Origin of the sequence: Sulfitobacter sp. W002 (genome assembly GCF_025142135.1) — a bacterium.
GTDB lineage: Bacteria > Pseudomonadota > Alphaproteobacteria > Rhodobacterales > Rhodobacteraceae > Sulfitobacter > Sulfitobacter profundi.
Window position 1 is genome coordinate 3,070,001 of sequence record NZ_CP081126.1, and the last position, 25,411, is coordinate 3,095,411.

The 25,411-nt window shown below is 58.3% G+C and carries 25 protein-coding genes and 1 tRNA gene (1 of these 26 only partly in view); 13 read left to right on the forward strand and 13 right to left on the reverse strand.

The window, feature by feature from the left end; all coding sequences use genetic code 11:
• Positions 1-1,107, forward strand: partial view of a DUF6538 domain-containing protein gene (locus tag K3758_RS15190; protein ID WP_259946364.1) — the 3' portion only. Its footprint begins 672 nt before the window's first position; the window shows 1,107 of its 1,779 coding nt (coding positions 673-1,779); its start codon lies beyond the left edge, outside the window; it ends in the stop codon at positions 1,105-1,107.
• Positions 1,108-1,260: 153 nt separating this feature from the next.
• The gene (locus tag K3758_RS15195) at positions 1,261-2,862 is read left to right on the forward strand and encodes an RNA-directed DNA polymerase (protein WP_259946366.1); all 1,602 of its coding nucleotides are present in this window, start codon (positions 1,261-1,263) and stop codon (positions 2,860-2,862) included.
• Positions 2,863-3,082: 220 nt separating this feature from the next.
• Here K3758_RS15195 and K3758_RS15200 read toward each other — a convergent pair whose 3' ends face one another.
• Positions 3,083-3,646 (reverse strand): recombinase family protein, encoded by a 564-nt coding sequence (locus K3758_RS15200; protein WP_259946367.1) that lies wholly within the window; start codon positions 3,644-3,646, stop codon positions 3,083-3,085.
• Between the two features lie 158 nt (positions 3,647-3,804).
• On the reverse strand, positions 3,805-5,085 hold the full coding sequence (locus tag K3758_RS15205; protein WP_259946368.1) for an ImmA/IrrE family metallo-endopeptidase: 1,281 nt from the start codon (positions 5,083-5,085) through the stop codon (positions 3,805-3,807).
• A gap of 435 nt (positions 5,086-5,520) precedes the next feature.
• Here K3758_RS15205 and K3758_RS15210 point away from each other — a divergent pair, with 435 nt between their 5' ends.
• Together K3758_RS15210 and K3758_RS15215 are read left to right on the forward strand one after the other, a co-directional pair.
• Positions 5,521-6,090, forward strand: a complete 570-nt coding sequence (locus K3758_RS15210) for a hypothetical protein (RefSeq protein WP_259946369.1) — start codon at positions 5,521-5,523, stop codon at positions 6,088-6,090.
• Positions 6,087-6,284, forward strand: a complete 198-nt coding sequence (locus K3758_RS15215; protein WP_259946370.1) for a helix-turn-helix domain-containing protein — start codon at positions 6,087-6,089, stop codon at positions 6,282-6,284. Before K3758_RS15210 ends, K3758_RS15215 begins: the two co-directional genes overlap by 4 nt.
• Positions 6,285-7,242: 958 nt before the next feature.
• Here K3758_RS15215 and K3758_RS15220 read toward each other — a convergent pair.
• Positions 7,243-8,571, reverse strand: a complete 1,329-nt coding sequence (locus K3758_RS15220; protein ID WP_259946371.1) for a peptidoglycan-binding protein — start codon at positions 8,569-8,571, stop codon at positions 7,243-7,245.
• A gap of 635 nt (positions 8,572-9,206) precedes the next feature.
• Positions 9,207-9,282, reverse strand: a tRNA-Trp gene (locus K3758_RS15225).
• A gap of 143 nt (positions 9,283-9,425) precedes the next feature.
• Here K3758_RS15225 and K3758_RS15230 point away from each other — a divergent pair.
• A complete protein-coding gene (locus K3758_RS15230; protein WP_259946372.1) occupies positions 9,426-9,923 on the forward strand; it encodes a DUF892 family protein in 498 nt (165 codons plus the stop codon).
• A 161-nt stretch (positions 9,924-10,084) separates the two neighbouring features.
• On the opposite strand, the gene tuf is transcribed toward K3758_RS15230, so the two are convergent.
• Complete coding sequence (gene tuf, locus K3758_RS15235; protein ID WP_067622157.1) at positions 10,085-11,260, reverse strand: elongation factor Tu; 1,176 nt, start codon at positions 11,258-11,260, stop codon at positions 10,085-10,087.
• Between the two features lie 162 nt (positions 11,261-11,422).
• Complete coding sequence (locus tag K3758_RS15240) at positions 11,423-12,001, reverse strand: hypothetical protein (RefSeq protein WP_067623938.1); 579 nt, start codon at positions 11,999-12,001, stop codon at positions 11,423-11,425.
• 126 nt (positions 12,002-12,127) lie between these two features.
• Between K3758_RS15240 and K3758_RS15245 the strand changes: the two genes are divergently transcribed.
• A complete protein-coding gene (locus tag K3758_RS15245; RefSeq protein ID WP_259946374.1) occupies positions 12,128-13,486 on the forward strand; it encodes a cytochrome P450 in 1,359 nt (452 codons plus the stop codon).
• A gap of 25 nt (positions 13,487-13,511) precedes the next feature.
• Here K3758_RS15245 and K3758_RS15250 read toward each other — a convergent pair whose 3' ends face one another.
• Positions 13,512-15,953, reverse strand: coding sequence for a DNA topoisomerase IV subunit A (locus K3758_RS15250; RefSeq protein ID WP_259946375.1), 2,442 nt, complete (start codon positions 15,951-15,953; stop codon positions 13,512-13,514).
• Positions 15,954-16,177: 224 nt separating this feature from the next.
• On the opposite strand from K3758_RS15250, the gene K3758_RS15255 reads away from it, so the two are divergent.
• From K3758_RS15255 to K3758_RS15280, 6 genes are all read left to right on the forward strand, one after another.
• Complete coding sequence (locus K3758_RS15255; protein WP_259946376.1) at positions 16,178-16,873, forward strand: SH3 domain-containing protein; 696 nt, start codon at positions 16,178-16,180, stop codon at positions 16,871-16,873.
• A gap of 57 nt (positions 16,874-16,930) precedes the next feature.
• On the forward strand, positions 16,931-17,764 hold the full coding sequence (locus K3758_RS15260) for an SDR family NAD(P)-dependent oxidoreductase (RefSeq protein ID WP_259946377.1): 834 nt from the start codon (positions 16,931-16,933) through the stop codon (positions 17,762-17,764).
• A 57-nt stretch (positions 17,765-17,821) separates the two neighbouring features.
• Complete coding sequence (locus K3758_RS15265; protein WP_174860550.1) at positions 17,822-18,028, forward strand: twin transmembrane helix small protein; 207 nt, start codon at positions 17,822-17,824, stop codon at positions 18,026-18,028.
• The gene (locus K3758_RS15270; protein WP_259946378.1) at positions 18,028-18,600 is read left to right on the forward strand and encodes a cob(I)yrinic acid a,c-diamide adenosyltransferase; all 573 of its coding nucleotides are present in this window, start codon (positions 18,028-18,030) and stop codon (positions 18,598-18,600) included. Before K3758_RS15265 ends, K3758_RS15270 begins: the two co-directional genes overlap by 1 nt.
• Before the next feature lie 164 nt (positions 18,601-18,764).
• Positions 18,765-19,523 (forward strand): electron transfer flavoprotein subunit beta/FixA family protein, encoded by a 759-nt coding sequence (locus tag K3758_RS15275; protein ID WP_067623952.1) that lies wholly within the window; start codon positions 18,765-18,767, stop codon positions 19,521-19,523.
• A complete protein-coding gene (locus K3758_RS15280) occupies positions 19,523-20,449 on the forward strand; it encodes an electron transfer flavoprotein subunit alpha/FixB family protein (RefSeq protein WP_259946379.1) in 927 nt (308 codons plus the stop codon). The genes K3758_RS15275 and K3758_RS15280 overlap by 1 nt, the downstream gene beginning before the upstream one ends.
• A 76-nt stretch (positions 20,450-20,525) precedes the next feature.
• Here the strand turns inward: K3758_RS15280 and K3758_RS15285 are convergent, their stop codons facing one another.
• Positions 20,526-21,359: a DUF6473 family protein gene (locus tag K3758_RS15285; RefSeq protein WP_259946382.1), complete on the reverse strand. Its 834-nt coding sequence runs from the start codon at positions 21,357-21,359 to the stop codon at positions 20,526-20,528.
• A gap of 157 nt (positions 21,360-21,516) precedes the next feature.
• On the opposite strand from K3758_RS15285, the gene K3758_RS15290 reads away from it, so the two are divergent.
• Positions 21,517-22,392 carry a 3-hydroxybutyryl-CoA dehydrogenase gene (locus K3758_RS15290; protein WP_259946384.1) on the forward strand — a complete coding sequence of 292 codons (876 nt, stop codon included), beginning with the start codon at positions 21,517-21,519 and terminating at the stop codon, positions 22,390-22,392.
• A gap of 79 nt (positions 22,393-22,471) precedes the next feature.
• Here K3758_RS15290 and K3758_RS15295 read toward each other — a convergent pair whose 3' ends face one another.
• Genes K3758_RS15295 through K3758_RS15315 form a run of 5 tightly spaced genes read right to left on the reverse strand, consistent with a single transcriptional unit; the run spans position 22,472 to position 25,396 of the window.
• Positions 22,472-23,356, reverse strand: coding sequence for a lysophospholipid acyltransferase family protein (locus K3758_RS15295; protein WP_259946386.1), 885 nt, complete (start codon positions 23,354-23,356; stop codon positions 22,472-22,474).
• A gap of 34 nt (positions 23,357-23,390) precedes the next feature.
• The gene (locus K3758_RS15300; RefSeq protein ID WP_067623964.1) at positions 23,391-23,660 is read right to left on the reverse strand and encodes an HPr family phosphocarrier protein; all 270 of its coding nucleotides are present in this window, start codon (positions 23,658-23,660) and stop codon (positions 23,391-23,393) included.
• A gap of 16 nt (positions 23,661-23,676) precedes the next feature.
• Positions 23,677-24,069 (reverse strand): PTS sugar transporter subunit IIA, encoded by a 393-nt coding sequence (locus K3758_RS15305; RefSeq protein ID WP_120351889.1) that lies wholly within the window; start codon positions 24,067-24,069, stop codon positions 23,677-23,679.
• A complete protein-coding gene (gene rapZ / locus K3758_RS15310) occupies positions 24,066-24,971 on the reverse strand; it encodes an RNase adapter RapZ (RefSeq protein WP_132443754.1) in 906 nt (301 codons plus the stop codon). The genes K3758_RS15305 and rapZ overlap by 4 nt, the downstream gene beginning before the upstream one ends.
• Positions 24,968-25,396 carry an HPr kinase/phosphorylase gene (locus K3758_RS15315; RefSeq protein ID WP_259946389.1) on the reverse strand — a complete coding sequence of 143 codons (429 nt, stop codon included), beginning with the start codon at positions 25,394-25,396 and terminating at the stop codon, positions 24,968-24,970. The genes rapZ and K3758_RS15315 overlap by 4 nt, the downstream gene beginning before the upstream one ends.
• Positions 25,397-25,411 lie beyond the last annotated feature (15 nt).

Genomic DNA, 25,411 nt, shown 5'->3' on the forward strand with positions numbered 1-25,411 from the left:
AGCAACATGCCCTCCCTAGTTGAGCTATGGGATAGCCATGAGCGACAGCGTGGAAAAGGCGTGAAGGACGCTACTCTCGCGGATCGCCGCGTCTCGGTTCGTCTGTTTGCTGACTTTGTTGGACACCGGAAGCCTGTCGCGAGCATTACTAAGAGTGAAGCGAGGAACTGGCGTGAATTGCTTTATAATTTCCCGAAGAAGGCATCCCAGCGCAAAGAGCTTAAGAGCCTTGGGTTCAGTGATATCGTTGAGAAAGGTATTGAGCTAGGACACCCGACTATTAGCGCCAGGACGGTCGCGAAGCATGTGTCGGGCCTCAATACTTACTTCCAATGGCTTTCAGACGAGGGATTAGTCACCGAGAATGTGTTCTCCGGGCTTACCCCAGTATTCAGTAGAAGCCAAAAACGAGCGGGCGAGTTCAGCGATCAACAACTCAACGAATTATTCAACTCCCCACTCTTTACTGGGTGCGCAGGAACCGCGAACATCGTGCAATACGCCACGAGTGGGTCTGTCCAGATTCGAGACTGGCGATACTGGTTGCCCCTCTGCGCGGCATTTTCAGGAGCCAGGCTCGGAGAACTGGCCCAGCTCCATGTCAACGACATACGCTCATCAGAAGGAATACATTACTTCGACATCAACGATGAAGGCGGGGACGACAAGAGCGTCAAAACTGGATGGTCTAGTCGCATCGTTCCTATACACTCTGAACTGCAGAGACTTGGATTTCTAGAGTTCGTTAGCGCCCAGCGCAAACGAGGGCAAACCCGCCTCTTCCCAGAACTTAAACGAACCCCACGGGGATACTTCGACGGAGCCTCCAAATGGTTCGGGAAGTACTTTGGCCAACTGAAGTTTGAGGCAGACACACGGGGGCATTGTCCAACATTTCATTCGTTTCGGCATAGCGCAATTGAGCGGATGTCGAAGGAGCTAACCGACAATGAAATAGGGCCCCTCGTCGGACACGAAGAGACGACAACCACAAAAGGTTACAGGAACAGTCCGACTTACAGCATCAGCAAGCGAAAGGAGCACATCGAGCACATAAAGTTCAATGGGCTCGACCTTAACCATCTAGGAAAATCCCAGTCAAATTGAGCACAAGGGTCGACACCACAGCGGAACCTTCGTTTCAGACGAACCGTCCCGCCATGCCTCTTTCTTTATCCCCAGCGCTGCTCGTCAAATATTCCCTCATCCCGTGCGCACTTCTAATTGCCTTCGACCTATCCGGTCTACTAACTTAGACAGATGCATAGTCGTTTCCACCTCATTAATTCGGGTCTCTACCCAGAAACCTTACCTCCCTGCTTTGTCTCTACTGACGCAAAACGTGCCTTTTATGGGCTGGTCTCAGAGCTCGATAATCAGCGGTTCTATGAACGGCGCACCGATGTGTGTCCCTACAACGCTACCAAGCATGACGGAAATCGACGAGATTTTGCGACGCCCAATATTATTTCCTATTTTCATGTGTCCACGTTCATACACAAAAAATGGCGGTCCTTTGAGCGTGGCTTCGAACGCTCTCCCTATGCGATAGGAGCGCCAAAACTCATGGAACCGGGATCAGAACGCGCAGTAAAGGTCGCCTCCCTTTCAGAGTTATCTCGCAAGGCATCCGAGAACCTTGGTCACGCCCCCTTTGTTCTCCGCGCCGACATCGCTAAGTGCTTCTCCAGCATATACACTCACTCAATACCTTGGGCAGTGCACGGGGTTGAAGCGTCCAAAGCCGATACTGACAAGCGATCAGCCGGCAATCCATTCAACGCCCTTGATTTCTTTGTTCGCAATGGCCAGCGGGGAGAAACCCTAGGAGTTCCAATAGGTCCAGATGCCCACCGATTAATTGCCGAGTTGGTCCTTAGCCGAGTTGATGCCGACCTTGAGCAAGTTGTTGGCAAGGCAATTATTGGAGCGGTTCGCCATGTAGATGACTACTACATAGGGCTACGAAGCGAACATGATGCCCAGTCCGTTCTATCTCATTTGCGAGAGACGCTGGCCGCTTACAGGCTTGACCTGAACGATCACAAGACTGCGATTCAATCGAGCCTTGAACCGATCAACGACCTCTGGGCCCAGCGTCTTCGGGAGCATGTGCGTTTACCAGAATTCGGCCACAGCCTTGACCGTATTGAACGCGCGATTTCAGAGGCAGTCGAAACCGCCAATCAAGTGGGGTCCGATAGTCCTATCAAAATCCTACTCCGGTCCTTTGATGACGCACGGCTCTACGCTAGGTACGAATGGGAAACTTCCGAGCACTACCTGCAGCGAATCGTACAAAAACACCCGCATGCCATCGACTACGCCTGCCTTCTCGTGGCAAAGCGGAAAGCAATCGGCGGGACGATCGATGAAGAGGGGTGGATGGCGGTAGCCGATAGTGTTGTTGGGCGAGCGTTAGCCCTCAACCATCACCACGAGGCCATCTGGATGACATGGCTCCTTCTAGCTTGCAGGATCCAGCTACCGGCAGCGATGGTTGAAGCGCTAGCTCGGTCTAGAAATGGGCACATCCGCGCGCTACTCGCGCAAGCGTATGTCGATGGACTTCTCGACCGCAAACCGAAGCTTGCACTTGGAAGCGGTTTAGCTACCACAGACACAAACTGGCTCATTCACCTCGTCGCGCGGTCTCAGGGCTTCACTAAGGCCAGTTTCTCTGGTGACTATGCAACCGAGTTCGACCATCTCGCGAAGCGTAGCATAAAGCTAGTCGACTTCAACGCACACAAGTCAGCGATTGAAGAAACGACAAAAGGCGCGATCAGCCGGGATCGGTATGGTTACGATAGCGACGTGGAAGACGGGCCTGAGACAGACGAACATTGGCCTTTCGGGTGAAGCGCCATAGCTTTCTCAGAGCACGTACCCATGGTGCATATCGCCTCCCAGCTTAAGTACCCCCCAGATTAGCGACCGTATAGACTGCCGAAATCGCAAACTTAAACGCATGAAGGCGAAAACCAGTTTGAGCGCGGGAGGCCGGCAATCGTAGAGGCAGCTGGCCATCTGGGAATGCAGGGGTCATTCGGCATGCTTCTTGCATTCCGCCGATGAACGGCTAGCGATTCAGGTATCGATATACACTACTTCGCGCGACGCCCATACTCTTCGCAATCTTAGTAGGGCTCAAACCTTGCGCATGAAGCTCTTCTACTCTGGTACGATCAATAGTTGCCGGGCGCCCCCTAAAGGGAGATGCTCTCCCTTTCGCTAGGGCTGCGTCAATGCCCTCCCGTTGACGCGCTTTGCGCAACTCCGTTTCGAACTCGGCTATACTTCCGAGCATATTGAAGAAGAGGCGGCCTTCTGGCGTACTTGTATCAATAGCCTGTTCAGTTACAACCAGATCGACCTCCTTTTCCCGAAGCGTATGCGCGATGTTCTGCAAATCTCGCATAGAACGAGCGAGCCGGTCGAGCCGAGTAATTACGAGCTTGTCTCCTCTGCGAACACCCCGCGTGAGCAAGGTTTCCAGTTCAGTCCTCCCTTTCCGGTTCGTGCCCGAAACCTTCTCTTGATATAAATGCTCTTCTTTGACCCCGGCCCGCCGCAAAGCTGCTATCTGGGATTCAATATTTTGGCGCTTACCACTAACCCGCGCATAACCAATGTATTCGCTCATTGCATGAAACCGTCCTATTTAACTATCCGTCAAAACAGTACTGTCCCAATATTGATTCGATAACCCTATTAATACACTATCCTACAGCAGATAGTTGTCCGAATAGAGTATACTCAAATCGAACAGACACGCCAGGCACGGAGACGCTCACTTGCCCTTTAATAGGAATTCCGCGAGCGAAACGCTTGAGGGCCTGTCTCGCGGCGCTCATCGTTAACTAGACCCAACCTTTTCAACCGAACTTCAACCGCCTGCTTTGAAACGTCGAAGTGGCTTGAGAGTGCCGATAGCAACTCTGAATACAGTGTGTAGTTAATCCGCTGGTCGTCTACAAAGATGTATCCAAATCCCTTGTCGTAGATACGGAGGTGCTGCCGCAATGCCTCAACGCAAGTCGTAAATTCCGAAAGAGGCAAAAGCAGCTCAGAAGCGAGAATATTGGCCTGGAATTCAAGGCGCTCAAAATTGGATGGCTGAGTTGACTGCACATCGACCATGAGGTCTCGCTCGATGATAGTCTCTGACACTAGGTATCTATCATGTTGCAAACAAAAATGCCCGATTTCATGGGCAATGGTGAACCTCTCGCGATGCCTGCTTCCGTTTTGGTTCACCTCGATCGTTCTCTTTCCAAAGTTCGCAGAGCCAAGAATGAGGTTTCCCTGTTCGTCCTTGAAGTGCCGTTCCGAGAAAGACAAACGCAGCTCCAAGCTCGCACATAATTCTTCGAGATTTACGGCGCCCCACTGATGTCGCAGCCCGCCCAAAAGTTCGCTAGCAACCTCCCGAATGTCAGCGTCTGGGAGAAACCTCACGATGTCGGAGGGGGCGCCAATAACTTGGTCCCGAACGCTCTCCACTCCGGCGTCGAAGCTCTGCAGCAGCTGGCTCATAGAGCCGTAGAAGCTACCGTCGGAATAGGCCGATAGTTTTAGAGGCTTCGTCTGCCTTAAACTCTCAAATATTTGCCTTTCTACAAATTCGCTTTCCGCCAGAACTACAGCGCGGCGGTCCGCTACAATCTCCGTACCGTTAGCATCAAACTTTACAATGCCCAACTTTCTACTTCTTGCGAAGTTCTCAGCACCTGACTGGAGCCTAGAAGAACACACAACTACGCCCTTCGCTCCATGGCCAAAAACACGCCTGATTTTATCAGAGAAGTCCGTTACATCGCGCTCTTGTATAGGTTTTTGATGGTTCTTACACTCGAACACTACCCGGATGTGAGGCTCAGCACTGCTATCACGGCGCACCTCGATGACAATGTCGAACTCGACATCCCCCTTCCGTTCATTACAGTAATACTTCTTCTTCCTGTGAACCTTGCAAAGGTGTGCCGGGTAGATGCCATAGATCAGCCCATCAGAGACTAGCTGTTCATTTAGGTAGTCATACAGCTGGTCTTCTAACCTATTGCCCTTTTCTGTCGTGCTCATAGCGGCGCTCTCCATCCGCCCAGATGCTAATAGCGCAGACATCGGCCGTGAAGACAGCAATGCTCGCTCCAAGGTGAAATTTGCAAAAACGAGCTCGCTCAACTTGAAACGGACGACCTGGGTGTACATATGCCTTCTGTCTACCCCTGGCATGCGATGAGCCAAAGAAACTTGGTTTTCCCATCCTAAGACATTTGCGCACCGACGCGCCCCCACTGACAAAGATCGACTTACTAGTCTGATAGTCGCCCCCGCTCCGCTGAGAGCGAGCTAGCGATCGTTCGGCGTAGTAAATGGTGGAGAGGTCTAAAATGGGAAGTCTTAGAAAAGCCCATAAAATACAATACTGTGCGTCATTTTCCGCACGCACTCCCCTTCCCAACTAAGGCGAAGTGTGTTATAATTGCAACACAAACTTGAACAAGGGCAACACCAATGAAAACCACGACGACCGTTTCAATTAGCGCTGAATACTCTACGTTGCTCCGACAATATTCGGAACTTTCCGGCATATCTGCGAAGGCAGCGGCTGAGTACGCCATCGACCATGTATTAGTTCCCGAGATCGAAGAATACTTCCAATCTAGCGGAGCCCCTGAAGAAGCTCGCCTTATGAGCGCGGCTAATGCACTTCTACCAGAAAGCTGGCGTTTAAACATCGCAGCGTTCGGCGTGGAGCGCACTGAAGTCCTGGTAGGCCTCGATCTCGGGCTCGGTGAAATAATACCCACCTACGTAACTATAGACGAAGCCGAAGCGGTTCGTCGCAGCCTCTATGACATGCCAACGTCAGGTGGAAGCTTCTGCATTGGAGGAACTCACTTGGGCAAGCCGGTATACGTTCGGCGGCAAGGCCAGGGGATACTCTTTCAAGCGATCAACATAGCATCAGGCAAACCTACAGGCCCGCGAACAACGATCGCGTCTAGGAGTGCCTACAGGATCGCTATGGCATTAGACTTGGCAATTTGCGCTGCAAGGAAGCAGGATGAGGCGGCGTCATGAAAAAGCATGCTGCAACCCCTCAAATACTGGCGGCGCTTAAACGAGGCGAGAGGATTACTGCCCACGACGCTTTAGCGCGCTGGGGTATCTTTCGGCTCGCCGTGATCATCCACCACCTTCGCCAGGCAGGACATGATGTGAAAACCAACATGATCTACCGAGCAGGCACTCGCTATGGAGAGTACTACATATGACCGCTCGCCAACTAGCTCTTCGGGACGCCCTACGAACCTGGCTTGATCAAGACACCTTCACGCACTTCATTACGCTTGCCACACATGATCCCCTATGTTCGCCGCAAAAGGGTAGAGAACTCTTAGACAAGTGGGGGCAAAGGATGGATCGTGCCATGATAGGCAAGCGATGGAACAAGCGACGCGAATCTATGGGCTGCGAATGGATTGCGTTTGCAGAAGGTCTGAAGTCAGAGTTCCACTGGCATGTCTTGTTTCGAGTATCGCCAGACCTGAGCGCAGAGAGAAAATCGAACCTAAACAGAGCTCTCGCGGCATCCCACGGGAAAGGCCCGCGAGGAATCGTGCTGAGGGGGCTAGATTGGCAAGCGCATGAAAACTGGAAGAGCATCGCAAGCAAGGGCGATGCAGTCACTCGGACGATTGGCACAAAAGGCGTCGTCAACTACTGCACGAAGGGGTTAATTATCCCCCAGGCCTCAGCCGAATATGCAGTCTCTGTTGGCTATAAATATCGCGGGAGCTGAACCGCGGCGCAAAATTCAAAAACGCAAATTTGCAAACACAAATCTACGAACACAAATTCCCAAACACAAATTCCCAAACACAAATGACCGATCGCAGATGCAGCATATGATCGGCCTCTTCAGCCCACCCCATCAGGTGAGTTAGAGGTGTGCTTGGTTACCGCGGGTATCTCCCCGGAACACCCTCACTGATCAGATTAGTACAACGCAGGACATACCCACAGTATGCGCCTGTTGTGTGCTATGGTGCAGAAGCCAGCAGCATAGCAGTCAATGAAGGGGAACCAAGCGAGGAAATTTGACAGTTTGCAAGGCGCGAAGCGCCTAAACTGTCAAATTTCCGAAGCTTGAGGAGGCGCGAAGCGCCGACACTAGTAAACGTGCCTTCGGCTTAGACCGCAACATTGTGACCTCTCGAGCGGCTCATGCTCCTAGGAATCGCCCAAGCTAACCCCCATTCGCTCTAGCGTGCTCTCGTTGGGAGTTCCCGTCTCTTCGAGACCTTCTGCTGCTTGATAACGTAACATGGCAGCGCGCGATCCAGGCCCCCATTGACCATCTGGCGTCCCTGCGTCGTAGCCACCGGCATTCAACAACGCTTGGATAGCGCGGTAATCGTCAGGGCCTAAGTCCAGCAAAGAGACTTGGCAAGCATCAGCAACCGCCTTGAAGACGCTTGCTGCGCCCTCAAGCTTCACCGTCAGATCGTGCGACTTTCCGTTCTTCTCTTCAAGCCTCAGAAAGAGCTTCTCTTCCTCCATCAGGCTTACCATAAACCGCACGGCTTCAGCACCAAACAAACCCGCGCCTTTGCTAGAAGTCAACTTTGACCACCGCTCGCGTCGCGCTTCAGCATCGCCAATACGAACAGTGACCGGCAATGTGTTCGAGTTGAAATCTGTCATAAGATATGAATCCGCGTTGTAGATAACGCGCGGTTCTTTCTCAATACAGGCGGCCTGAAGCGATGGGTGACTCATTGCAAATCCCTCAGGCCAGTCTGAAACATTCAAAGCAAAAACTTGAGGGGAGTCATCAATAGCAGCCCGACTGCGTTGAACGCCCCACCAACCAACTAGATCGAACCCTTCATCGTTCAGTTGTTCAAATACTGCAGCGGTATAATCAATCTCAGGAAAATCACTATTCGCCCAGGCAGGAGGGGAAACCTCTGCTGCCGCGTTGCTATCAATATCTACCTCAGTAGCGGTATCAGGTCTTACGACTGGACTAGTTGGCTCTCCTGTCATAGGAAAGGCAATCCCGTATGCCGCTCGGTACCAAGATTGCCGGAGCTGAGAAAGCGTTAGGCGTTCAGTTTCATACCGCGTCATCGCCATAGCAGCGACAAGCCCTGTTGAACCAGCTGCCTCCTCACGTGCGGTATCGACAATAGCCTGTTGCGCTTGCAGGTCTGCCAAGATGCTCTCAGCAAGCTCGGGATCAGGTTGGACTGCCGGAATCGTGATTTCAATTGGTGCGCCAGTTTCTTCTGCCACTTTGCGTGCTTGCAGAACCGATTGAGTGAGGCGTAGCGTCTCGGTATTGAGCGTTGAGATTGCCTTCAGAACGCCACCCGAGTAATTGGCCTCCGCAGCCTCGGAAGCTGAAATTTCCTCCTCTAGCGCGCTGATTTCCCCCTCTAATAATGCAACCTGATCGGTTTGCGACTGGGACCAAGCGGGTGCGTGCGGTAAGCCGAAGTTGACGGCGAAAATCGCAGCTCCCATCAAGCCCTTTGTGGATCGTTTGGCAATCATCTGTTCTCCGTTCTCAAACTAAATAAAACAAGCTAGACCGCCTCGGTAAAAAAGGTTGCGTACCGAGCTACGTTGATTAGCCCCTCCCAAATGCGGTCGACCAACATCTTACGGAAAGTTATTTGCAAGTAAATTCTCAAGGGCCCCGAACATCCGTCTCCCTCGCTGATAGCAGCTCCGGATAATCAGGGAATACAGATATGGCCCAGCATCCGTTGAAGACGACGCACGACTATCCAGAGGATAGGGCGCACGGTGCGCGAGAACGTACAGGGCCAACAATGCGGCACTTCAACCGATCCAGGCGGAGGCTTCCTTAAGCATGCGCTTCGCCACTGAACGCGCTAATTACCATCGTCAGTGCTGCTGCAGCTCCGCCAATAGCATGCTGGAGGCTTCGAAGCATGCTCCAGGCCTGGAACCAGCGCTGTACTGCGAACCAGAAACCCGCGCCAAACCCGGAGAATCTCCCGCCCGATACCAGATTCGCGAAACCGAAACGTGCCTTCACGTGCTTTGCGCGTCTAAATTTGATGAGCTTGGTAAGAGCTGCACTCAACAATGCTACGGAAAACTGTAACGAATCCCGGACGAGCTCCGCGATAACCTACTGTAATTGCTTAAGTTGATGCGGCTGGCAGGGGCTGAGGGACTCGAACCCACGACCCTCGGTTTTGGAGACCGATGCTCTACCAACTGAGCTAAACCCCTATGCCGGGGGTTTGGGTAGTCGCAAACGGGCGGCGGATCAAGAGCAGATCTGACCTTTCCGGCGATATTCTCTTCTTTGGGGAACATTGCACGGCCAGCTTACGTTTTCTCGTCGAACCAAGCCCGAAATTGGAGGACGACCGATGACTATGAACAATCTCAAAGACGTCTACACCGACCAACTGCAAGACCTCTACTCTGCCTGCAAGCAGTCGCTCGAAGCGACCAACGCACTGGGTCGTGCGGCGGAAGACAAGGAACTGTCGGAAGCGCTGATCGATGGCAGCAACGGGATCGCCAAGGGGATGGATGTGCTGAAGTCCATCTGTGCGAAACATGACCTCGACCCCGACGCAGAGCACTGCCACGGCATGGAGGGTCTTGTAAAAGAGGCGCATAAACATGTGCTGGAAGAAGACTTTGGCGACAACGACGCCCGCGATGCGATGATCATCACACAGTATCAACGCATGGTGCATTACGCATTGGCCGGATACGGCTGCGTTGTGGCCTTCGCCAATCGCTTGGGCGAGGATGAAGACGGCGCGCAGCTTCAAGAGCAGCTTGACCACACCTATGACGGCGACCGCCGGGTGACCGAGATTGCGACCAAGGGCGGTGTGAACGCAGACGCCGCGTGAATGCGATAGATATGAATGAGAAAGGCCGGCTCTTATAGGAGCCGGCCTTTTTTCGTTTCAAGGGCCGTAGGCGCCCCCTCCCCCACAAAAGCAAAAGGCCGCAGCAAACGCTGCGGCCTTTCAAATCTCTCTGACGTCAGGCCCGAAGGCCCCGCCCAAAATCACTCAGTGATTTTGGAAACGACGCCCGCGCCAACCGTACGGCCACCTTCGCGGATCGCGAAGCGCAGGCCGTTTTCCATGGCGATCGGTGCGATCAGCTCAACGCCGAAGGACACGTTGTCGCCGGGCATGACCATCTCGGTGCCTTCTGCCAGCTGAACGGTGCCGGTCACGTCAGTTGTACGGAAGTAGAACTGCGGACGGTAGTTCGCGAAGAACGGCGTGTGACGGCCACCTTCCTCTTTGGTGAGGATGTAGGCTTCGGCTTCGAACTTGGTGTGCGGGTTCACAGAACCGGGCTTGCAGAGAACCTGACCGCGCTCAACGCCGTCACGCTCAACGCCACGCAGCAGCGCGCCGATGTTGTCGCCTGCTTCACCACGGTCCAGCAGCTTGCGGAACATTTCCACACCGGTGCAGGTGGTTTTCTTGGTGTCGCGGATGCCGACGATTTCGATTTCGTCGCCAACGTTGATCACGCCACGCTCAACACGACCTGTCACAACGGTACCACGGCCAGAGATCGAGAACACGTCTTCGACGGGCATCAGGAACGGCTGGTCAACAGCACGCTCTGGTGTCGGGATGTAGTTGTCGACTTCTTCCATCAGCTTGCGGATCGCGTTCTCGCCGATGTTCTCGTCACGGCCTTCCATCGCCGCCAGAGCGGAACCGGGCACAACGGGGATGTCGTCGCCGGGGTAGTCGTAGGAAGACAGCAGCTCGCGGATCTCCATCTCGACGAGCTCCAGCAGCTCTTCGTCGTCGACCTGGTCAACTTTGTTCATGAAGACGACCATGGCGGGGATGCCAACCTGACGGCCGAGCAGGATGTGCTCACGCGTCTGGGGCATCGGGCCGTCGGCCGCGTTCACGACGAGGATCGCGCCGTCCATCTGAGCCGCACCGGTGATCATGTTTTTCACATAGTCAGCGTGGCCGGGGCAGTCGACGTGGGCGTAGTGACGTGCTTCGGTTTCATACTCAACGTGCGCGGTCGAGATGGTGATGCCGCGGGCCTTTTCTTCGGGCGCGCCGTCGATCTGGTCGTACGCTTGGAAGTCACCGAAGTATTTGGTGATCGCCGCGGTCAGCGTGGTTTTACCGTGGTCAACGTGGCCGATTGTGCCGATGTTGACGTGTGGCTTGTTACGTTCAAACTTTGCCTTTGCCATGGTGGCGCCCTTTTAATTGAGGGGCCCCAACGGGGACCCGAACCCTATCTGGCGGGCGATGTATTGGGTTCGGGCGGTAAAATCAAGCGTGACTTGCGTCTTGGGGCCACTTAAAGCCCATCGGGGCCATGCGGCAGCGGTTCGGCGCGCCTTGATAGGGGGTTATTTATCCTCCGGCTCCCCGGCAGGCGACGATGCCACACCACCGCTGAACCAACCCTCTTCGCGGTTTTGCTTGACTAGATAGGTCTCGATCGACTTGGCCGCGTTCTGGCTGAGGTTCTTGAGCTGCTCTTCGGCAGATTTGGTATAGCCCGAGCCAACAACCGGGCCCTGATCGAGGGATTCGAAGACAGTGATCTGATGCGGCTCGGGGTTCAGCTTCATGTTCTTCGCGTCATCCCAGACCGTGAGGTTAAGGATCAGGATCGATTTCGGGGCAAAGACCAGTGGGATGCCCGGCTGTGCCAGCACGTAGCCTTCGACGCTGATGCCGAAGTGATAGAGACGTTCCCCATCGTAGCGGTCGAAGCGTTCGGCGGTGGCGGCGCGCACGGCCTCGGCCAATTCTTCTTTGCTGACCTCGCGGCTCAGCGGCCCCTTCTGCGCTTTGGGCGCCACGACGATATTGTGGTGCAGGTTGAAGTCCCCCAGCGGGGTCGGCGCTTTGTCGAGGTCGGAGGCCCCGTTGCAGGCGGCCAGCGTCGCGACGAAGGTCAACAGGGCAAGAACTCGGAACATGGGCAATCCTTCGGGGGCGTTAAGATTTCGAAAAGGGGTAGCCGATGGCCGGGAGGGGCGCAATCATTTGCCGCAGTTGCGCGCCTGCCGGTCCGGTCTATCTTGGATATGAGTGAGGACAGCATCATGACCCAACCATCCCCCCTGCCCGTGCGCGTACCGCTGGTGACCGAGCCTGTGGGAATGCTCGGCAGTTTGCAGATGGCCCGGCGCAACGTGCTGAGCATCATCCCCAAGATCGCCACCACCCAGCCCATGGTTTCGGGCAAGACCGGCAAGCGCTGGCATATGGTGATGGATCCGGGTGCTATCCGGGAAATCCTGCTCGACCGGCTGGAGGACTACCCGAAGTCCGATGTCACCAAGAACCTGCTGCGCCCGGCCATCGGGGAATCGCTCTTCATTGCAGAGGGCGCGCATTGGCGCTGGCAGCGCCGGGCGGCGGCCCCTGTCTTTTCGCAGCGCAACGTGCGCAACCTCGCCCCGGTGATGAGCGCCGCCGCCGACCGCTCGGCCAAGCGCATCGCCAAAGCCGGGCCGCGCGCGGTCAACATGCTCGATGAAATGGTGACAACGACTTTCGAGGTGATCGGCGACGTGACCTTCTCAGGCGATGGCACCTTTGACCGCGACAAGGTGCATGGCGCCATCGACGACTATATCGCCGAGGCGGGTAAGATCAGCCTCTTCGATATCCTCGGCCTGCCCGATTGGCTGCCACGTCCGGGGCGGATGATGTCCGGTCAGGCGCTGAAGCAGATGAAGGCGATGGCCGATCAGGCGATCGAAGCGCGGGTGGCGCGCGGCCATGACGGCACGCCCGATCTGCTAGACCTGCTGCTGGAGGGCGAGGACCCCAAGACCAAGCGCCAGATGAACACCGGAGAGCTGCGCGATAACCTTTTGACCTTCATCGTCGCGGGGCATGAGACAACGGCGCTGACGCTGGCTTGGTCGATGTACCTCATGGGGTTCGACCCCGAGATGCAGGCGCGCGCCCGCGCCGAGGTGCGCGATGTGCTGCAAGGCCGTGCCTGCACCGGGGACGATGTGGACAAACTGCCCTTGGTGCGGATGATCATCGACGAGGCGCTGCGGCTCTACCCCGCCGCCGGGATTATTTCGCGCACGGCGCAAAAGCACGACAGGCTCTGCGACCGCGAAATTCGCCCCGGCGACACGGTGATGATCCCGATCTACGCGCTAGGCCGCAATGAACTGCTTTGGGACGATCCCGATGCTTTCCGGCCCGAGCGCTTCGCCGACCGCAAGGCGATTGACCGCTATGCCTATCTGCCCTTCGGGGACGGACCGCGCATCTGCATTGGGGCGAGCTTTGCGTTGCAGGAGGCGGTGATCATCCTCGCCACCCTGCTGGGGCGGTTCAAGTTCACCCCTGTGCCGGGAAAGGACCCGGAGCCGGTGATGATCCTGACCCTGCGCCCCGAGGGCGGCGTCTGGATGACCGCCGAGCCGCTGGACTGACCGCGCCCCGAAAGGCGCGGCTGTTTCACGTGAACTTGTTGTCGCGCGGGAAGCCGCGCGGCGCCATCCGGCCCGAGCTTGCGCGCTTGCCGGTCCATTCTGCCAGATCGGCCTCGGTACGTGTCCGGCCCGCCGGGTCTTGCCAGCTGAGGCCCGCTTCCCGCGTGAAGGTCGTGGCGTCCGACAGGCCGCCATCCTTGTACTTCTGCAGGCGCACGCCCTTGCCCCGGCCCATCTCGGGCAATTCATCCAGGCCAAAGACCAGCACCTTGCGGTTCTCGCCCACGGTGGCGACGCTATCACCCGACACCGGATGACAGACCAGCGCCGAGACGCCTTCGCCACGCACGTTGAGCACCTGTTTGCCGCTGCGGGTCTGGGCCACGACGTCATCCTCGGGCACCACGAAACCATCGCCTGCCGTCGAGGCAACCAACAGCTTGCGCCCCGGCTGGTGGATAAAGAGTGACACGATCTGCACTTCGTTGGGCAGATCAACCATCAGACGCAGAGGCTCGCCCATGCCGCGCCCGCCGGGCAGGTTGGCGGCGGAAACGGTGTAGAAACGCCCGTTCGAACCGAAGACCAGTAACCGGTCCGTTGTTTCGGCATGGAAGATAAAGCGCGGGCCGTCGCCGTCCTTGAACTTCAATTCGCGGTTCAGGTCGATATGGCCGGTCATGGCGCGGATCCAGCCCATCTGGGAGCAGACCACGGTGATCGGCTCGCGGTCGATCATCGCCTCGATCGGCACGTCCTCGACCTCTCCGGCGGTGTCGAATTCGGTCAGACGCTGGCCGCGCTTGACGCCGTCGATCACCCAGTCCTTGCCGAACTGCTTTTTCGTCGCGCGCAGTTGGTCAGCGATGGTGGACCATTGCAGGTCGTCGCTCTCCAGCAGGTCTTCGAGCCCCGCGCGTTCGGTCATCAGCGTGTCACGCTCTTTCACCAGCGCGTCTTCTTCCAAACGCCGCAAGGACCGCAGGCGCATGTTGAGGACCGCCTCGGCCTGCACATCCGACAGGCCATTCTCGCGGCCTGCATAGCTGTGCGGGATGGCGCGGGTGTCACCGCTCTCAGTCAGCACGCCGGTGGCTTCGGCCTCGGCATCCGCGATGACCGCCAGTTTCGACACATCGACCCCCGCCAAGGGCGAGACATAGGCGGATTCGTCCATCGCGCGGCTCAGCGTATCCTGATGCGCGCGGCTCCAATCCTCGTACATCAAGGCGGCTTTGGGGTCGTCGTCGTAGCGGATGATCTCGATCACCCGGTCAAGGTTCAGGAAGGCCGTGATCAGGCCCTGCAGCACCTCAAGCCGGTGGTCGATCTTGTCCATCCGGTGCCGCGAGCGGCGTTGCAGCACCTCGCGCCGGTGGTCGAGGAAAGCGCGCAACACTTCCTTGAGCGAGCAGACCTTGGGCGTTTGGCCATCGATCAACACGTTCATGTTGAGCGAGAAGCGCACCTCAAGGTCCGAGTTACGGAACAGCATCCCCATCAGAACGTTCGGATCGACGTTCTTCGAGCGCGGCTCGATGATCATGCGGATGTCTTCGGCGGATTCGTCGCGGACATCGGCAAGAATCGGGATCTTCTTGGTCTGGATCAGTTCGGCGATCTTTTCGATCAGCTTGGATTTCTGAACCTGATAGGGAATCTCGGTAACAACAATCTGCCAAGCGCCCCGGCCAAGGTCCTCAACCTCCCAACGACAACGCAGCCGGAAAGAGCCGCGGCCCGTGCGGTAGGCATTGGCGATATTCTCAGGCGGCTCGACGATCACGCCACCGGTGGGGAAATCCGGGCCGGGGACGTAGTTCAACAACGTCTCGTCGCGGGCGTCGGGCGTCTTGATCAGGTGAATACAGGCGTCACACAGCTCGGCAATGTTATGCGGCGGAATGTTCGTGGCCATGCCCACGGCGATGCCCGAAGAGCCATTGGCCAGCAGATTCGGAAACTGCGCGGGCAGCACCACCGGTTCGGTCAGCGTGCCGTCGTAATTCTCACGGAAATCGACCGCGTTCTCGTTCAGCCCTTCCAACATGGCTTCGGCCACGGCGGTCATCCGCGCCTCGGTATAGCGCGAGGCCGCCGGGTTATCGCCGTCGATGTTGCCAAAGTTGCCCTGCCCGTCGACCAGCGGATAGCGCACGTTGAAATCCTGCGCCAGACGCGCCATCGCGTCATAGATCGCGGCATCGCCATGCGGGTGATAGTTCCCCATCACGTCGCCCGAAATCTTCGCCGACTTACGGAAGCCGCCCGTCGAGGACAGCCGCAACTCGCGCATGGCGTATAGGATGCGGCGGTGCACCGGTTTCAACCCATCGCGCGCATCGGGCAGCGCCCGGTGCATGATCGTGCTCAAGGCATAGGTCAGATACCGCTCTCCCAAGGCGCGGCGCAGCGGCTCGGACAGGTCATTCGGGTCGAGTTCTGGGGGTGTGCTTATGTCTGACATGACGGGTCTTTTAGCCAAGCACGGCAGAGCGGGCAAGCGACAGATTGCCCGCCGTTTGCCCGCAGTCGACTCGGGAAAAAGGTCGCCAACACGGTTTCAAGTGAGAAAAAAGCAATACTTTCCGGATATGCGAATTCTTGCCAATCGGAATTGAACCATTCGCGAAGTTTCGCGTTGGTCTCTCAACAGCAACATGGTTTTGACACGGGACAAGGAACAGCAAAATGAAACGGTTCATCTTTTTGACATTTGGTTTCATGGGCTGGGCATTCTACGAGATGAGCGGCGGGGCGGATTTCGTGCCAGCAGGCCCGCAGATGGCCAGCTCTGAGACAGCAGCATCCGCGCTGATCGCCAGCGCAGAAGCCGGCACGACCTCGTCCAACCTTGTCACCGCCGCCGCGGCAAATGCAGCCCGCAAGGCCGAAAGCCCCATCACCCCCTTCGCCGAACGCGCCCCGGCACGAGATGTGACTGCGACCCGCGTGGCGCTGAACCTTACGACCCTCAGCGACTTGCCGCAGGCCACTGACGCGATGGTGCAAAAAGCCGTGGCCACCCCCGCAGACCGCGCTGGCGCGAAAGTCGTCAAAGCTGTCAGCACCAGCACCCCCAAAGTGGAAAAGGCCGCCTATTCGACCACAAGCGCCAATGCGCCAGTCGTCATTCCAAGCCTGATCAACGCCACCGACAACGGCACGACCTATGTCAGCACCACGCAGGCCGACATCCGCAAAGTGAATGGCACCCGCGTCAATGTTCGCGGTGGGCCGGGCACAAACTTCGGCGTGGTTGGCAAACTGGGCAAAGGTGACGCTGTAGAGGTGGTCGAAGACAACGGTGCCGGTTGGGTGCGCTTTCGCAGCGTCGACGGCACGGCATCCGGCTGGATGGCGGACTTCCTGCTCAACAACGGCTAACTTGCCAATCTTACAGCATCGCGCGATGAAGGGCCTTTCAAATGAAGGGCCCTTTGCATGTCTGCGACCCGTTCCATCCTCATCACCGGTTGTTCCAGCGGCATCGGCTATGCCGCTGCCCATGGCATGCGCGCCCGCGGCTGGCGCGTCTTTGCCGCCTGCCGCCAACAGGCGGATTGCGACCGGCTGAGCGCCGAAGGGTTCGACGCGCCCCGTCTCGATTATACCGATGAGGCCAGCATCCAAACGGCCCTCGCCCAAGTACTAGAGCAAACCGGCGGCACCTTGGATGCTGTCTTTAACAACGGCGCCCACGCCACGCCCGGACTGGTCGAAGACCTTCCCACCGATGCGCTGCGCGAGATATTCGAGGCGAATTTCTTTGGCTGGCACAGCCTGACCCGCGCGGTGATCCCGGTGATGCGCAATCAAGGGCATGGGCGGATCGTGCAATGTTCTTCGGTGCTTGGCATGGTGGCGATGCCATGGCGCGGGGCGTATAACTCCACGAAATTCGCGCTGGAGGGGCTGACCGACACCCTGCGGCTTGAAATGCGCGGCACGGGGGTAGAGTTGATCCTGATCGAACCCGGCCCCGTCACCTCAAAGCTGCGGACCAAGGCGATCCCGCGCTTCGAGCGTTGGATCGACTGGAAAAACAGCCCCCGCGCGGCGGAGTATGAGGCCACCATGCGCCCCCGGCTCTATGACGATAGCGGCAAAAAGGACCGTTTCGAACTCCCGCCCGAGGCGGTGGTCGAAAAACTGGCCCATGCCGTCGAATCCCCCCGACCCCGCCCGCGCTATTTCGTCACAACCCCAACCCATATCGCCGGTGTTTTGCGGCGTATCCTGCCGACGCGGGCGCTGGACTGGGTCACCAGCCGCTGATTTTGGTTGCGCGACTGCCCCGCGCCGCTACATCTCGGGGCAACGAAAGGACAGCCCATGCCAAATGATCCGTTTTTCGTGATCGTCCTACTTGCCGTCGTGGCGGTCGCCGTCGTGCTCCTGATGGGGCTGGGCGGCTTTGCCACGGGGGGCAAATTCAACAAACGCAACGCCAACAAGCTGATGCGCTGGCGGATCATCGCGCAGTTCATCGCCGTGCTGCTGATCCTTGCCTATGTCTATTTCCGAGGGGGCACGATCTGATGGTTGTACTGAACAAAATTTACACCCGCACCGGGGACAAGGGCACGACCGCGCTTGGCAATGGCGACCGTGTCGCCAAACATGACGCGCGGGTCGAGGCCTATGGCACCTCGGATGAGTTGAACTGTTTTGTCGGCGTTGCCCGGCTCGAAGCCACCGACGCCACGGACGAAGCACTGGCCCGCATCCAGAACGACCTTTTTGATCTGGGCGCCGACCTTTGCCGCCCCGATATGGAAGCCGACCGCGATGCAGAGTACCCGCCCCTGCGGGTCACGCAAGAACAGGTCGACCGGCTTGAACGCGAGATCGACGTGATGAACACCGAGTTGGAGCCGCTGCGCAGCTTTATCCTGCCCGGTGGCCGCGCGCTGGCCGCACATCTGCATGTCTGCCGCACCGTGGCGCGCCGCGCCGAACGGCTGGCGGTTCTGCTATCAGAGCAAACGGCAATCAACCCGGCCTGTGTCACCTATCTGAACCGTCTCAGCGACTGGTTCTTCGTCGCCGCGCGTATGGCCAATAACGCGGGCAAGGAAGACGTGCTCTGGGTGCCGGGCGCGAACCGCTGAGAAATTAGCGCTAACAGTCGAAAAACGGGGGAAACGCCGCGTTCAAAACTGCCGACCTGCCGATTTTGGCCTGTTTTGATCCGATCCGCTTCGTTACACCCGTGTGGAGAATTAGGGAGACCGGGCCACCAGCCCGCGTCGCAAACTGAGGAGAGAAACCGCTCATGAAGGTATTGGTGCCTGTCAAACGCGTGATCGACTATAACGTGAAAGTTCGTGTCAAAGCGGACGGATCGGGTGTTGATCTTGCCAATGTGAAAATGTCGATGAACCCCTTCGACGAAATCGCCGTCGAACAGGCGATTCGTTTGAAAGAAGCCGGTCAGGCTGAAGAGGTCGTCGCTGTCTCCATCGGTGTGAAGCAAGCGCAGGAAACGCTGCGTACCGCGCTCGCCATGGGTGCAGACCGCGCGATTCTTGTTGTGGCGTCGGACGATGTACACAAAGACATCGAGCCGCTGGCCGTGGCAAAGATCCTCAAAGCCATCGTCGACGAAGAGCAGCCGGGCCTCGTGCTCTGCGGCAAACAGGCGATCGACAATGACATGAACGCCACCGGGCAGATGCTCTCGGCGTTGATGGGCTGGTCGCAGGCGACATTCGCCTCTGAAATCGCCATCGAAGGCGACAAAGCGAAAGTCACCCGCGAAGTCGACGGCGGCTTGCAGACCATCGAAGTCTCCATGCCCACAGTCGTCACCGTGGACCTGCGCCTGAACGAGCCGCGCTATGCTTCGCTGCCGAACATCATGAAGGCCAAGAAAAAGCCGCTGGATGAAAAGACCGCCGAAGACTACGGCGTCGATGTCTCCAACCGCTTGGAAATCGTCAAAACCGTTGAGCCTGCCGAACGTGCCGCTGGCATCAAGGTCGGTTCGGTTGATGAGCTTGTGGCGAAACTCAAAGAAGCGGGGGCTGTGTAATGGCTGTTCTTCTGATTGCAGAGATTTCCGACGGCGAACTGTCGATGGACGCAACCGCCAAGGCGGTAACCGCGGCCAAGAAACTGGGCGACGTGACCATTCTGGCGGCAGGCAGCTCTGCCGCGGCGGCAGGCGAAGCGGCGGCCAAGATCGATGGCGTCTCCAAGGTGCTGGTCGCCGAAGACGAGATGCTGGGCCACCGCCTGGCCGAAGCCACCGCAGCACTGATCGTGTCGCTGGCTGGTGACTACGACCACATCGTCGCGCCCGCCACCACGGATGCCAAGAACATCATGCCCCGCGTCGCGGCCCTGCTTGATGTCATGGTGATTTCGGATGCTTCGGGCGTTGTCGACGCTGACACATTCGAGCGCCCGATCTATGCGGGCAACGCGGTGCAGACCGTGAAGTCGAACGACGCCAAGAAAGTCATCACCTTCCGCACATCGACTTTCGATGCCGCGGGTGAAGGCGGCTCTGCTTCGGTCGAGACCATCTCGGCTGCCGACAACCCCGGCCTGTCCGCATGGGTCGAAGACAAGGTCGCCGAATCGGACCGCCCCGAGCTGACAAGCGCAGGCGTGGTGGTTTCCGGTGGTCGTGGCGTCGGCTCCGAAGAGGACTTCGCCCTGATCGAAAAACTGGCCGACAAACTTGGCGCGGCTGTTGGCGCGTCGCGTGCGGCGGTCGATTCGGGCTATGCGCCGAACGATTGGCAGGTTGGTCAGACCGGCAAAGTCGTGGCTCCTGACCTCTATATCGCGGTCGGCATCTCCGGTGCGATCCAGCACCTTGCCGGGATGAAGGACTCCAAGATCATCGTCGCGATCAACAAAGACGAAGAATCGCCGATCTTCCAAGTTGCCGACTATGGGCTTGTGGCGGACCTTTTCGACGCCGTGCCGGAACTTATCGAAAAGCTGTAAAGCTCTTCACGTGAAACACCAAAGGCCCGCCGTTCTCGGCGGGCCTTTTTCGTTGCATGCGCCTGTACCGGGAGCGTCAGGACATGCTTTGCAGCGCATCGGTCAGGGCGGCGGCAGCATTGGCATGAGCCATGGGGCCCAGCATTTCCGACGCGGCCTGCGCCTCGAATTCGCTGACCACCATGCCAGCGGTCGGCCCGGCAAAGGGGTCTTTGGGAGAGACGACCTCAATCTTGGCCGTGGCATGTAGGGCCACCGCGTCCAACATTTCGCGTGTCACGAACAGCGGATCATGGCCCAACTCCCCGACCGGCTGCTCTGCCTCCGCGACCGGCGGGCGGTCGGCCAACCAAAGCAAAAGCGTGCGCCCCTGTATCTGCCCCAGCATCAAACGCATGCGTGCCAGCCAGGCTTGCTGAAGCTCTGCGCGCACCGCCTCAAACCGCTCAGGCGAGACTTGCATGAGGTGGGTCAGCATATGGCGGTTGAAGTGGAACTGGGAAAAATCGACCTCGCGGTAGATCGTCTGCAACAGCGCGGAGGCCCCGACAAACCGGTCGTTCCGGCGCCGGTGGACCGAATAGAAACGGTTGGTCATGTTCTGCGCGCCCATGACCTGAACCACCGTCACATCCGCCTGCGAAGCGGCCTGCGCCACGAAAGGATCATGCGCAAAGGCGTCGATCCCCGCGTTGGGAAAACCGAAATTCACGCAGGTCTTGCCGATCTCGGCTTCGACCCGCGCGGGAAACGGCTCCTCAATGAATTTGCCATAGGTCTCCGTCCCGCCGAGAAAGGCGATATAGGGCGCCTCCAGCCTGCGGCGGGGGCCGCGAAACATCAGCTTTGAGGTGCCATAGCGGCATGGCAAATAGTCCAGAGGCGCTGGCCCCGCTGCGTCATAGGTCATTGAACCCACCTTTGTTGTTCACCCAAAGCCAGATTGCACGGTAGGGCCTGCGATTCTGTTAACGGGCGAATTTGCCGTGAGTTTTCGTAAACAGCTGCCCTTGCGGCACCCCCGCCACGCGCCCTATTGTGCGCCGAACTCAAGCAAAGGACAGGCCATGGACATCCAGACAATCGGTATCGTGGGAGCGGGGCAGATGGGCAACGGGATCGCCCATGTCATGGCGCTGGCGGGCTACGACGTGCTGCTGAACGATGTCAGCGCCGATGCGCTGGCCAAAGCGATGAAAACCGTGACCGGCAATATGGACCGTCAAGTCAGCCGCGAGAAGATCACCGCCGCCGAGCGCGACGCCGCCATGGCGCGCATCACCACGACCCAGACGCTAAGCGATCTGGGCCAGAGCGATCTGGTGATCGAAGCCGCCACGGAACGGGAGACCGTGAAACAGGCGATTTTCGAAGACCTGATCCCGCATCTGAAACCGACGACGATCCTGACCTCGAACACCTCGTCGATCTCGATCACCCGTCTGGCCAGCCGCACGGACCGCCCCGAGAAATTCATGGGTTTCCACTTCATGAACCCTGTGCCGGTGATGCAATTGGTCGAACTGATCCGCGGCATCGCCACGGATAAGGAGACCTATGACGCCTGCAAGGCCGTGGTGGACCGCTTGGGCAAGACCGCCGCCTCGGCCGAGGATTTCCCCGCCTTTATCGTGAACCGCATCCTGATGCCGATGATCAACGAGGCGGTCTATACGCTTTATGAAGGGGTCGGCAATGTCGAGTCGATCGACAGTTCGATGAAGCTGGGGGCCAACCATCCGATGGGCCCTCTGGAACTGGCGGATTTCATCGGTCTGGACACCTGTCTGGCGATCATGAACGTGCTGCATGATGGGCTGGCCGATACGAAATACCGCCCCTGCCCGCTGCTGACCAAATATGTCGAAGCCGGGTGGCTGGGCCGCAAAACGCAGCGCGGTTTCTATGATTACCGGGGCGAAACACCGGTACCGACGCGCTAAGTCGCAGGGGAGTTGGGGGCCCTGCCCCCATCGCGCCAATGGCGCGATTCCCCCGCGGGTATTTTTAAAAGGATGAAGATCAGTTGGTCAGCGCCAGAGTGTGGGCGCGGAGCCAAGCCATGAAGCCGCGCGGGTCGTCTGCCCAGCGGTCGACCTCTTCTTGGGCAAGCGGATGGCCGACGATGGGGCCTTGGGGTTTGTCGCAGGCGTGGGCGATTTCATGCAGCAACAACCCTTGGCGCAGCATCGGGCTGAGTTTGTTTGCGATCTGATAGGCGCGGCTGTTCTGGCCGGGAAAGCGCATCGGGACCACCTGCGCACCAGAGCGGCGGATCATCTTGGCGGTGAAAACGTTCCATTCCGCTTCGACCGCGGGGCCCCACCAGCTTTCCGATGCGGCAACGACGCCGGAGGGGAAGAGCGCCACAACGCCGCCGTCTTTGAGGTGGGCCATGGCCTTGGCCCGCATTTCAACGCCTTTACGCTGCGCATCCGGGTCGTGCGGAAAAGGCACCGGGATCATGTAGCTGCCGGCCACTTCGTCGATCGACGTGAGCAGTGACCGGGTGAGGATACGGTAGTCGGGGCGAACACGGCCGATGAGATCGGCGAAAATCATGCCGTCGACCATGCCGTGGGGGTGGTTCGCCACGACCACGACCGGCCCTTCTTTGGGGATGCGGTCGAGCTGCTCTTGCGGGGTGGTGAGATCGATGCCCATCGTGTCGAGTGCGGCGCGCCAGAAGGCTTGGCCCGAGGGGGTGCCGCGTTGCTCAAACTTGCGGATCAGGCGCAGGATTTTGAGCTTGCCTGTGAAAAGCTCCATCGCGGAGATCACACGCGCCTTCCATGGGTCATCGAAGGTCGAGGCATAAGACAGGCTGCGGCGGTCGTATTTGGTGAAGGTCACCGTACCGTTACCTGTCTGGGCCGATTTGGCCGCCTGCTTTTGCGCGTCATCCATGGGGTCGGAGGATCCTTTTTCCCGCCCGGCGGGCTTAGTACCCTTCGCCGAACTTATCCGCCACGAGGGCAGTCAAAGCGTCGGCCAAGGCATCGGCATCGGGGCCGGAAGTTTGGACATCAATCGAGGTGCCGCGGGACGCGCCGAGCATCAACAGCCCCATGATACTGTCGCCCGAGGCCGACATGCCATCCTTGCTGACTTCGGCACGGGCATCGAAAGCCTCGACCACTTCTACCAATTTGGCGGAGGCGCGCGCGTGCAGGCCTTTTTCGTTTACGATCTTTAAAGAAAATTCGGGCATGACGTACTGGGGCCTTCTAACCTGCGCTGACATTCTGGCTGTCGATATACTTCTTACCAGCTTCGAGTGCGGCACGCACGGCATCGGGCACATCCATATGCCGCGATTTGGCGAGTTTGATCAGCATTGGCAGGTTCGCGCCGTAGATGATCCGGCGGTTTTCCGGGCGGCACGCCAAGAGGCTGAGGTTTGAGGGTGATCCGCCGAAAAGATCGGTGACGACCACAACGCCGGCACCTTGATCCACCGCATCGGCGGCGGTGCAGATCTCGCGCTCTTTGTCGGCGCGGTCGTGGTCGGCCTCAATCGCGATGGCGCGGACGCCGAATTGGGATCCCACGACATGTTCGATGGCGGCAAGATACTCTTGCGCCAGCCCCCCATGTGCGACGATGACGATCCCGATCACGGCTTGTTTTCCTCACGATGCTGACGGTCCAGCTCACGGTGCCTAATTGACACCTGCCAGCCCTGCTCTGCAAGGCGCAAAGCGTGATCTTCCGCCATGGCGACGGATCGGTGTTGGCCACCCGTGCAGCCAAATGCGATGGAGATATGCGATTTGCCCTCTTCGCGGTAGGCGGGCAGTAAAAGCAGGCTAAGGTCGAGCACCTTGTCGGCGAATTCTGTGTAGCGTTTATCGCCTGCCACATGGGCCGCGACAGCCGCATCCCGCCCGTCGCCACTGCGCAATTCGGGCACCCAATAGGGGTTTCTAAGGAAACGGCAGTCATGCACCACATCGACGCCGCGCGGCAGGCCGCGTTTGTAGGAAAAGCTCTGCACCGAGACCGTGAGGTGGCGCTGGCCGCCGGGGGCGAACCACTGCTCCACCTCGGCGCGCAGCTCGTGGACGTTTAGCGTGGTCGTGTCGATCAACACATCGGCGCGGGCGCGGATCGGGTGTAGCAGCTCTTGCTCGCGGGTGATGCCGTCAACGGGGCGGTCGGCGGGGGCCAGCGGGTGGCGGCGGCGGGTTTCGGAAAATCGCTGCAACAGCACATCGGGTGCACAGTCGAGATAGAGTAGTTCCGCGCTCCACCCCTGCTCGGCCGACAGGCGGCCCATCAGTTCCAACACACCTTCGGTTGAGAAGTCGCGGTTGCGCGCGTCGATGCCCAAGGCCACCGATTGCGCATCACCGGGACGGTCAAGCAGCGCGGGCAGCAGACGCAGCGGCAGATTGTCGATCGCCTCAAAGCCCGCATCCTCCAGCACGTTGAGCGCAGAGGAACGTCCGGCGCCCGAAGGGCCGGTGACAAGGACCAACCGCCGAGTGGCGGGGTCTGTTGATGAGGTCTGACTGATCAATTCGGTTCTTTCGCACCTGCTATATACAGATGAATTGCTGCCGCAAAATGAGCGCTATCGCATTTGTGAAAACAGGGCAACGTGACACCCTGTATCAGATGGCTGTGGCGCTCTGGAAGGCGCTGGTGTTCGGTGTAGGCCAGATCGACGACAAGGCCCAAGGGCACGGGGCCGTGATCTTCGACCTGCAGGATGCCCACGTAGCGCGCTTCGATCAGGCCACGGATCCTGTCAGGAACGCTGGCGATCACCTGTTCGCCATGGCGGGTGATATCGGTTCGGTCATCTGCCACGAGCTTGGCGCCGAGGGCAATCAGCTGCAAGGCAAGGGCCGATTTGCCCGCGCCGGAGGGGCCGAGGATCAACACCCCACGCCCGTTGATCGCCACGCAGCTGGCGTGGAGGTTTTCGCGCTCGACTGTCATATCAGGCCCCGTGCC

Excerpts from the sequence above, each read along its gene's own strand:
- K3758_RS15195 (WP_259946366.1), top strand. The coding sequence starts at position 1,261 with ATGCATAGTCGTTTCCACCTCATTAATTCGGGTCTCTACCCAGAAACC.
- K3758_RS15200 (WP_259946367.1), bottom strand. The coding sequence starts at position 3,646 with ATGAGCGAATACATTGGTTATGCGCGGGTTAGTGGTAAGCGCCAAAAT.
- K3758_RS15205 (WP_259946368.1), bottom strand. The coding sequence starts at position 5,085 with ATGAGCACGACAGAAAAGGGCAATAGGTTAGAAGACCAGCTGTATGAC.
- K3758_RS15210 (WP_259946369.1), top strand. The coding sequence starts at position 5,521 with ATGAAAACCACGACGACCGTTTCAATTAGCGCTGAATACTCTACGTTG.
- K3758_RS15215 (WP_259946370.1), top strand. The coding sequence starts at position 6,087 with ATGAAAAAGCATGCTGCAACCCCTCAAATACTGGCGGCGCTTAAACGA.
- K3758_RS15220 (WP_259946371.1), bottom strand. The coding sequence starts at position 8,571 with ATGATTGCCAAACGATCCACAAAGGGCTTGATGGGAGCTGCGATTTTC.
- K3758_RS15230 (WP_259946372.1), top strand. The coding sequence starts at position 9,426 with ATGACTATGAACAATCTCAAAGACGTCTACACCGACCAACTGCAAGAC.
- tuf (WP_067622157.1), bottom strand. The coding sequence starts at position 11,260 with ATGGCAAAGGCAAAGTTTGAACGTAACAAGCCACACGTCAACATCGGC.
- K3758_RS15240 (WP_067623938.1), bottom strand. The coding sequence starts at position 12,001 with ATGTTCCGAGTTCTTGCCCTGTTGACCTTCGTCGCGACGCTGGCCGCC.
- K3758_RS15245 (WP_259946374.1), top strand. The coding sequence starts at position 12,128 with ATGACCCAACCATCCCCCCTGCCCGTGCGCGTACCGCTGGTGACCGAG.
- K3758_RS15250 (WP_259946375.1), bottom strand. The coding sequence starts at position 15,953 with ATGTCAGACATAAGCACACCCCCAGAACTCGACCCGAATGACCTGTCC.
- K3758_RS15255 (WP_259946376.1), top strand. The coding sequence starts at position 16,178 with ATGAAACGGTTCATCTTTTTGACATTTGGTTTCATGGGCTGGGCATTC.
- K3758_RS15260 (WP_259946377.1), top strand. The coding sequence starts at position 16,931 with ATGTCTGCGACCCGTTCCATCCTCATCACCGGTTGTTCCAGCGGCATC.
- K3758_RS15265 (WP_174860550.1), top strand. The coding sequence starts at position 17,822 with ATGCCAAATGATCCGTTTTTCGTGATCGTCCTACTTGCCGTCGTGGCG.
- K3758_RS15270 (WP_259946378.1), top strand. The coding sequence starts at position 18,028 with ATGGTTGTACTGAACAAAATTTACACCCGCACCGGGGACAAGGGCACG.
- K3758_RS15275 (WP_067623952.1), top strand. The coding sequence starts at position 18,765 with ATGAAGGTATTGGTGCCTGTCAAACGCGTGATCGACTATAACGTGAAA.
- K3758_RS15280 (WP_259946379.1), top strand. The coding sequence starts at position 19,523 with ATGGCTGTTCTTCTGATTGCAGAGATTTCCGACGGCGAACTGTCGATG.
- K3758_RS15285 (WP_259946382.1), bottom strand. The coding sequence starts at position 21,359 with ATGACCTATGACGCAGCGGGGCCAGCGCCTCTGGACTATTTGCCATGC.
- K3758_RS15290 (WP_259946384.1), top strand. The coding sequence starts at position 21,517 with ATGGACATCCAGACAATCGGTATCGTGGGAGCGGGGCAGATGGGCAAC.
- K3758_RS15295 (WP_259946386.1), bottom strand. The coding sequence starts at position 23,356 with ATGGATGACGCGCAAAAGCAGGCGGCCAAATCGGCCCAGACAGGTAAC.
- K3758_RS15300 (WP_067623964.1), bottom strand. The coding sequence starts at position 23,660 with ATGCCCGAATTTTCTTTAAAGATCGTAAACGAAAAAGGCCTGCACGCG.
- K3758_RS15315 (WP_259946389.1), bottom strand. The coding sequence starts at position 25,396 with ATGACAGTCGAGCGCGAAAACCTCCACGCCAGCTGCGTGGCGATCAAC.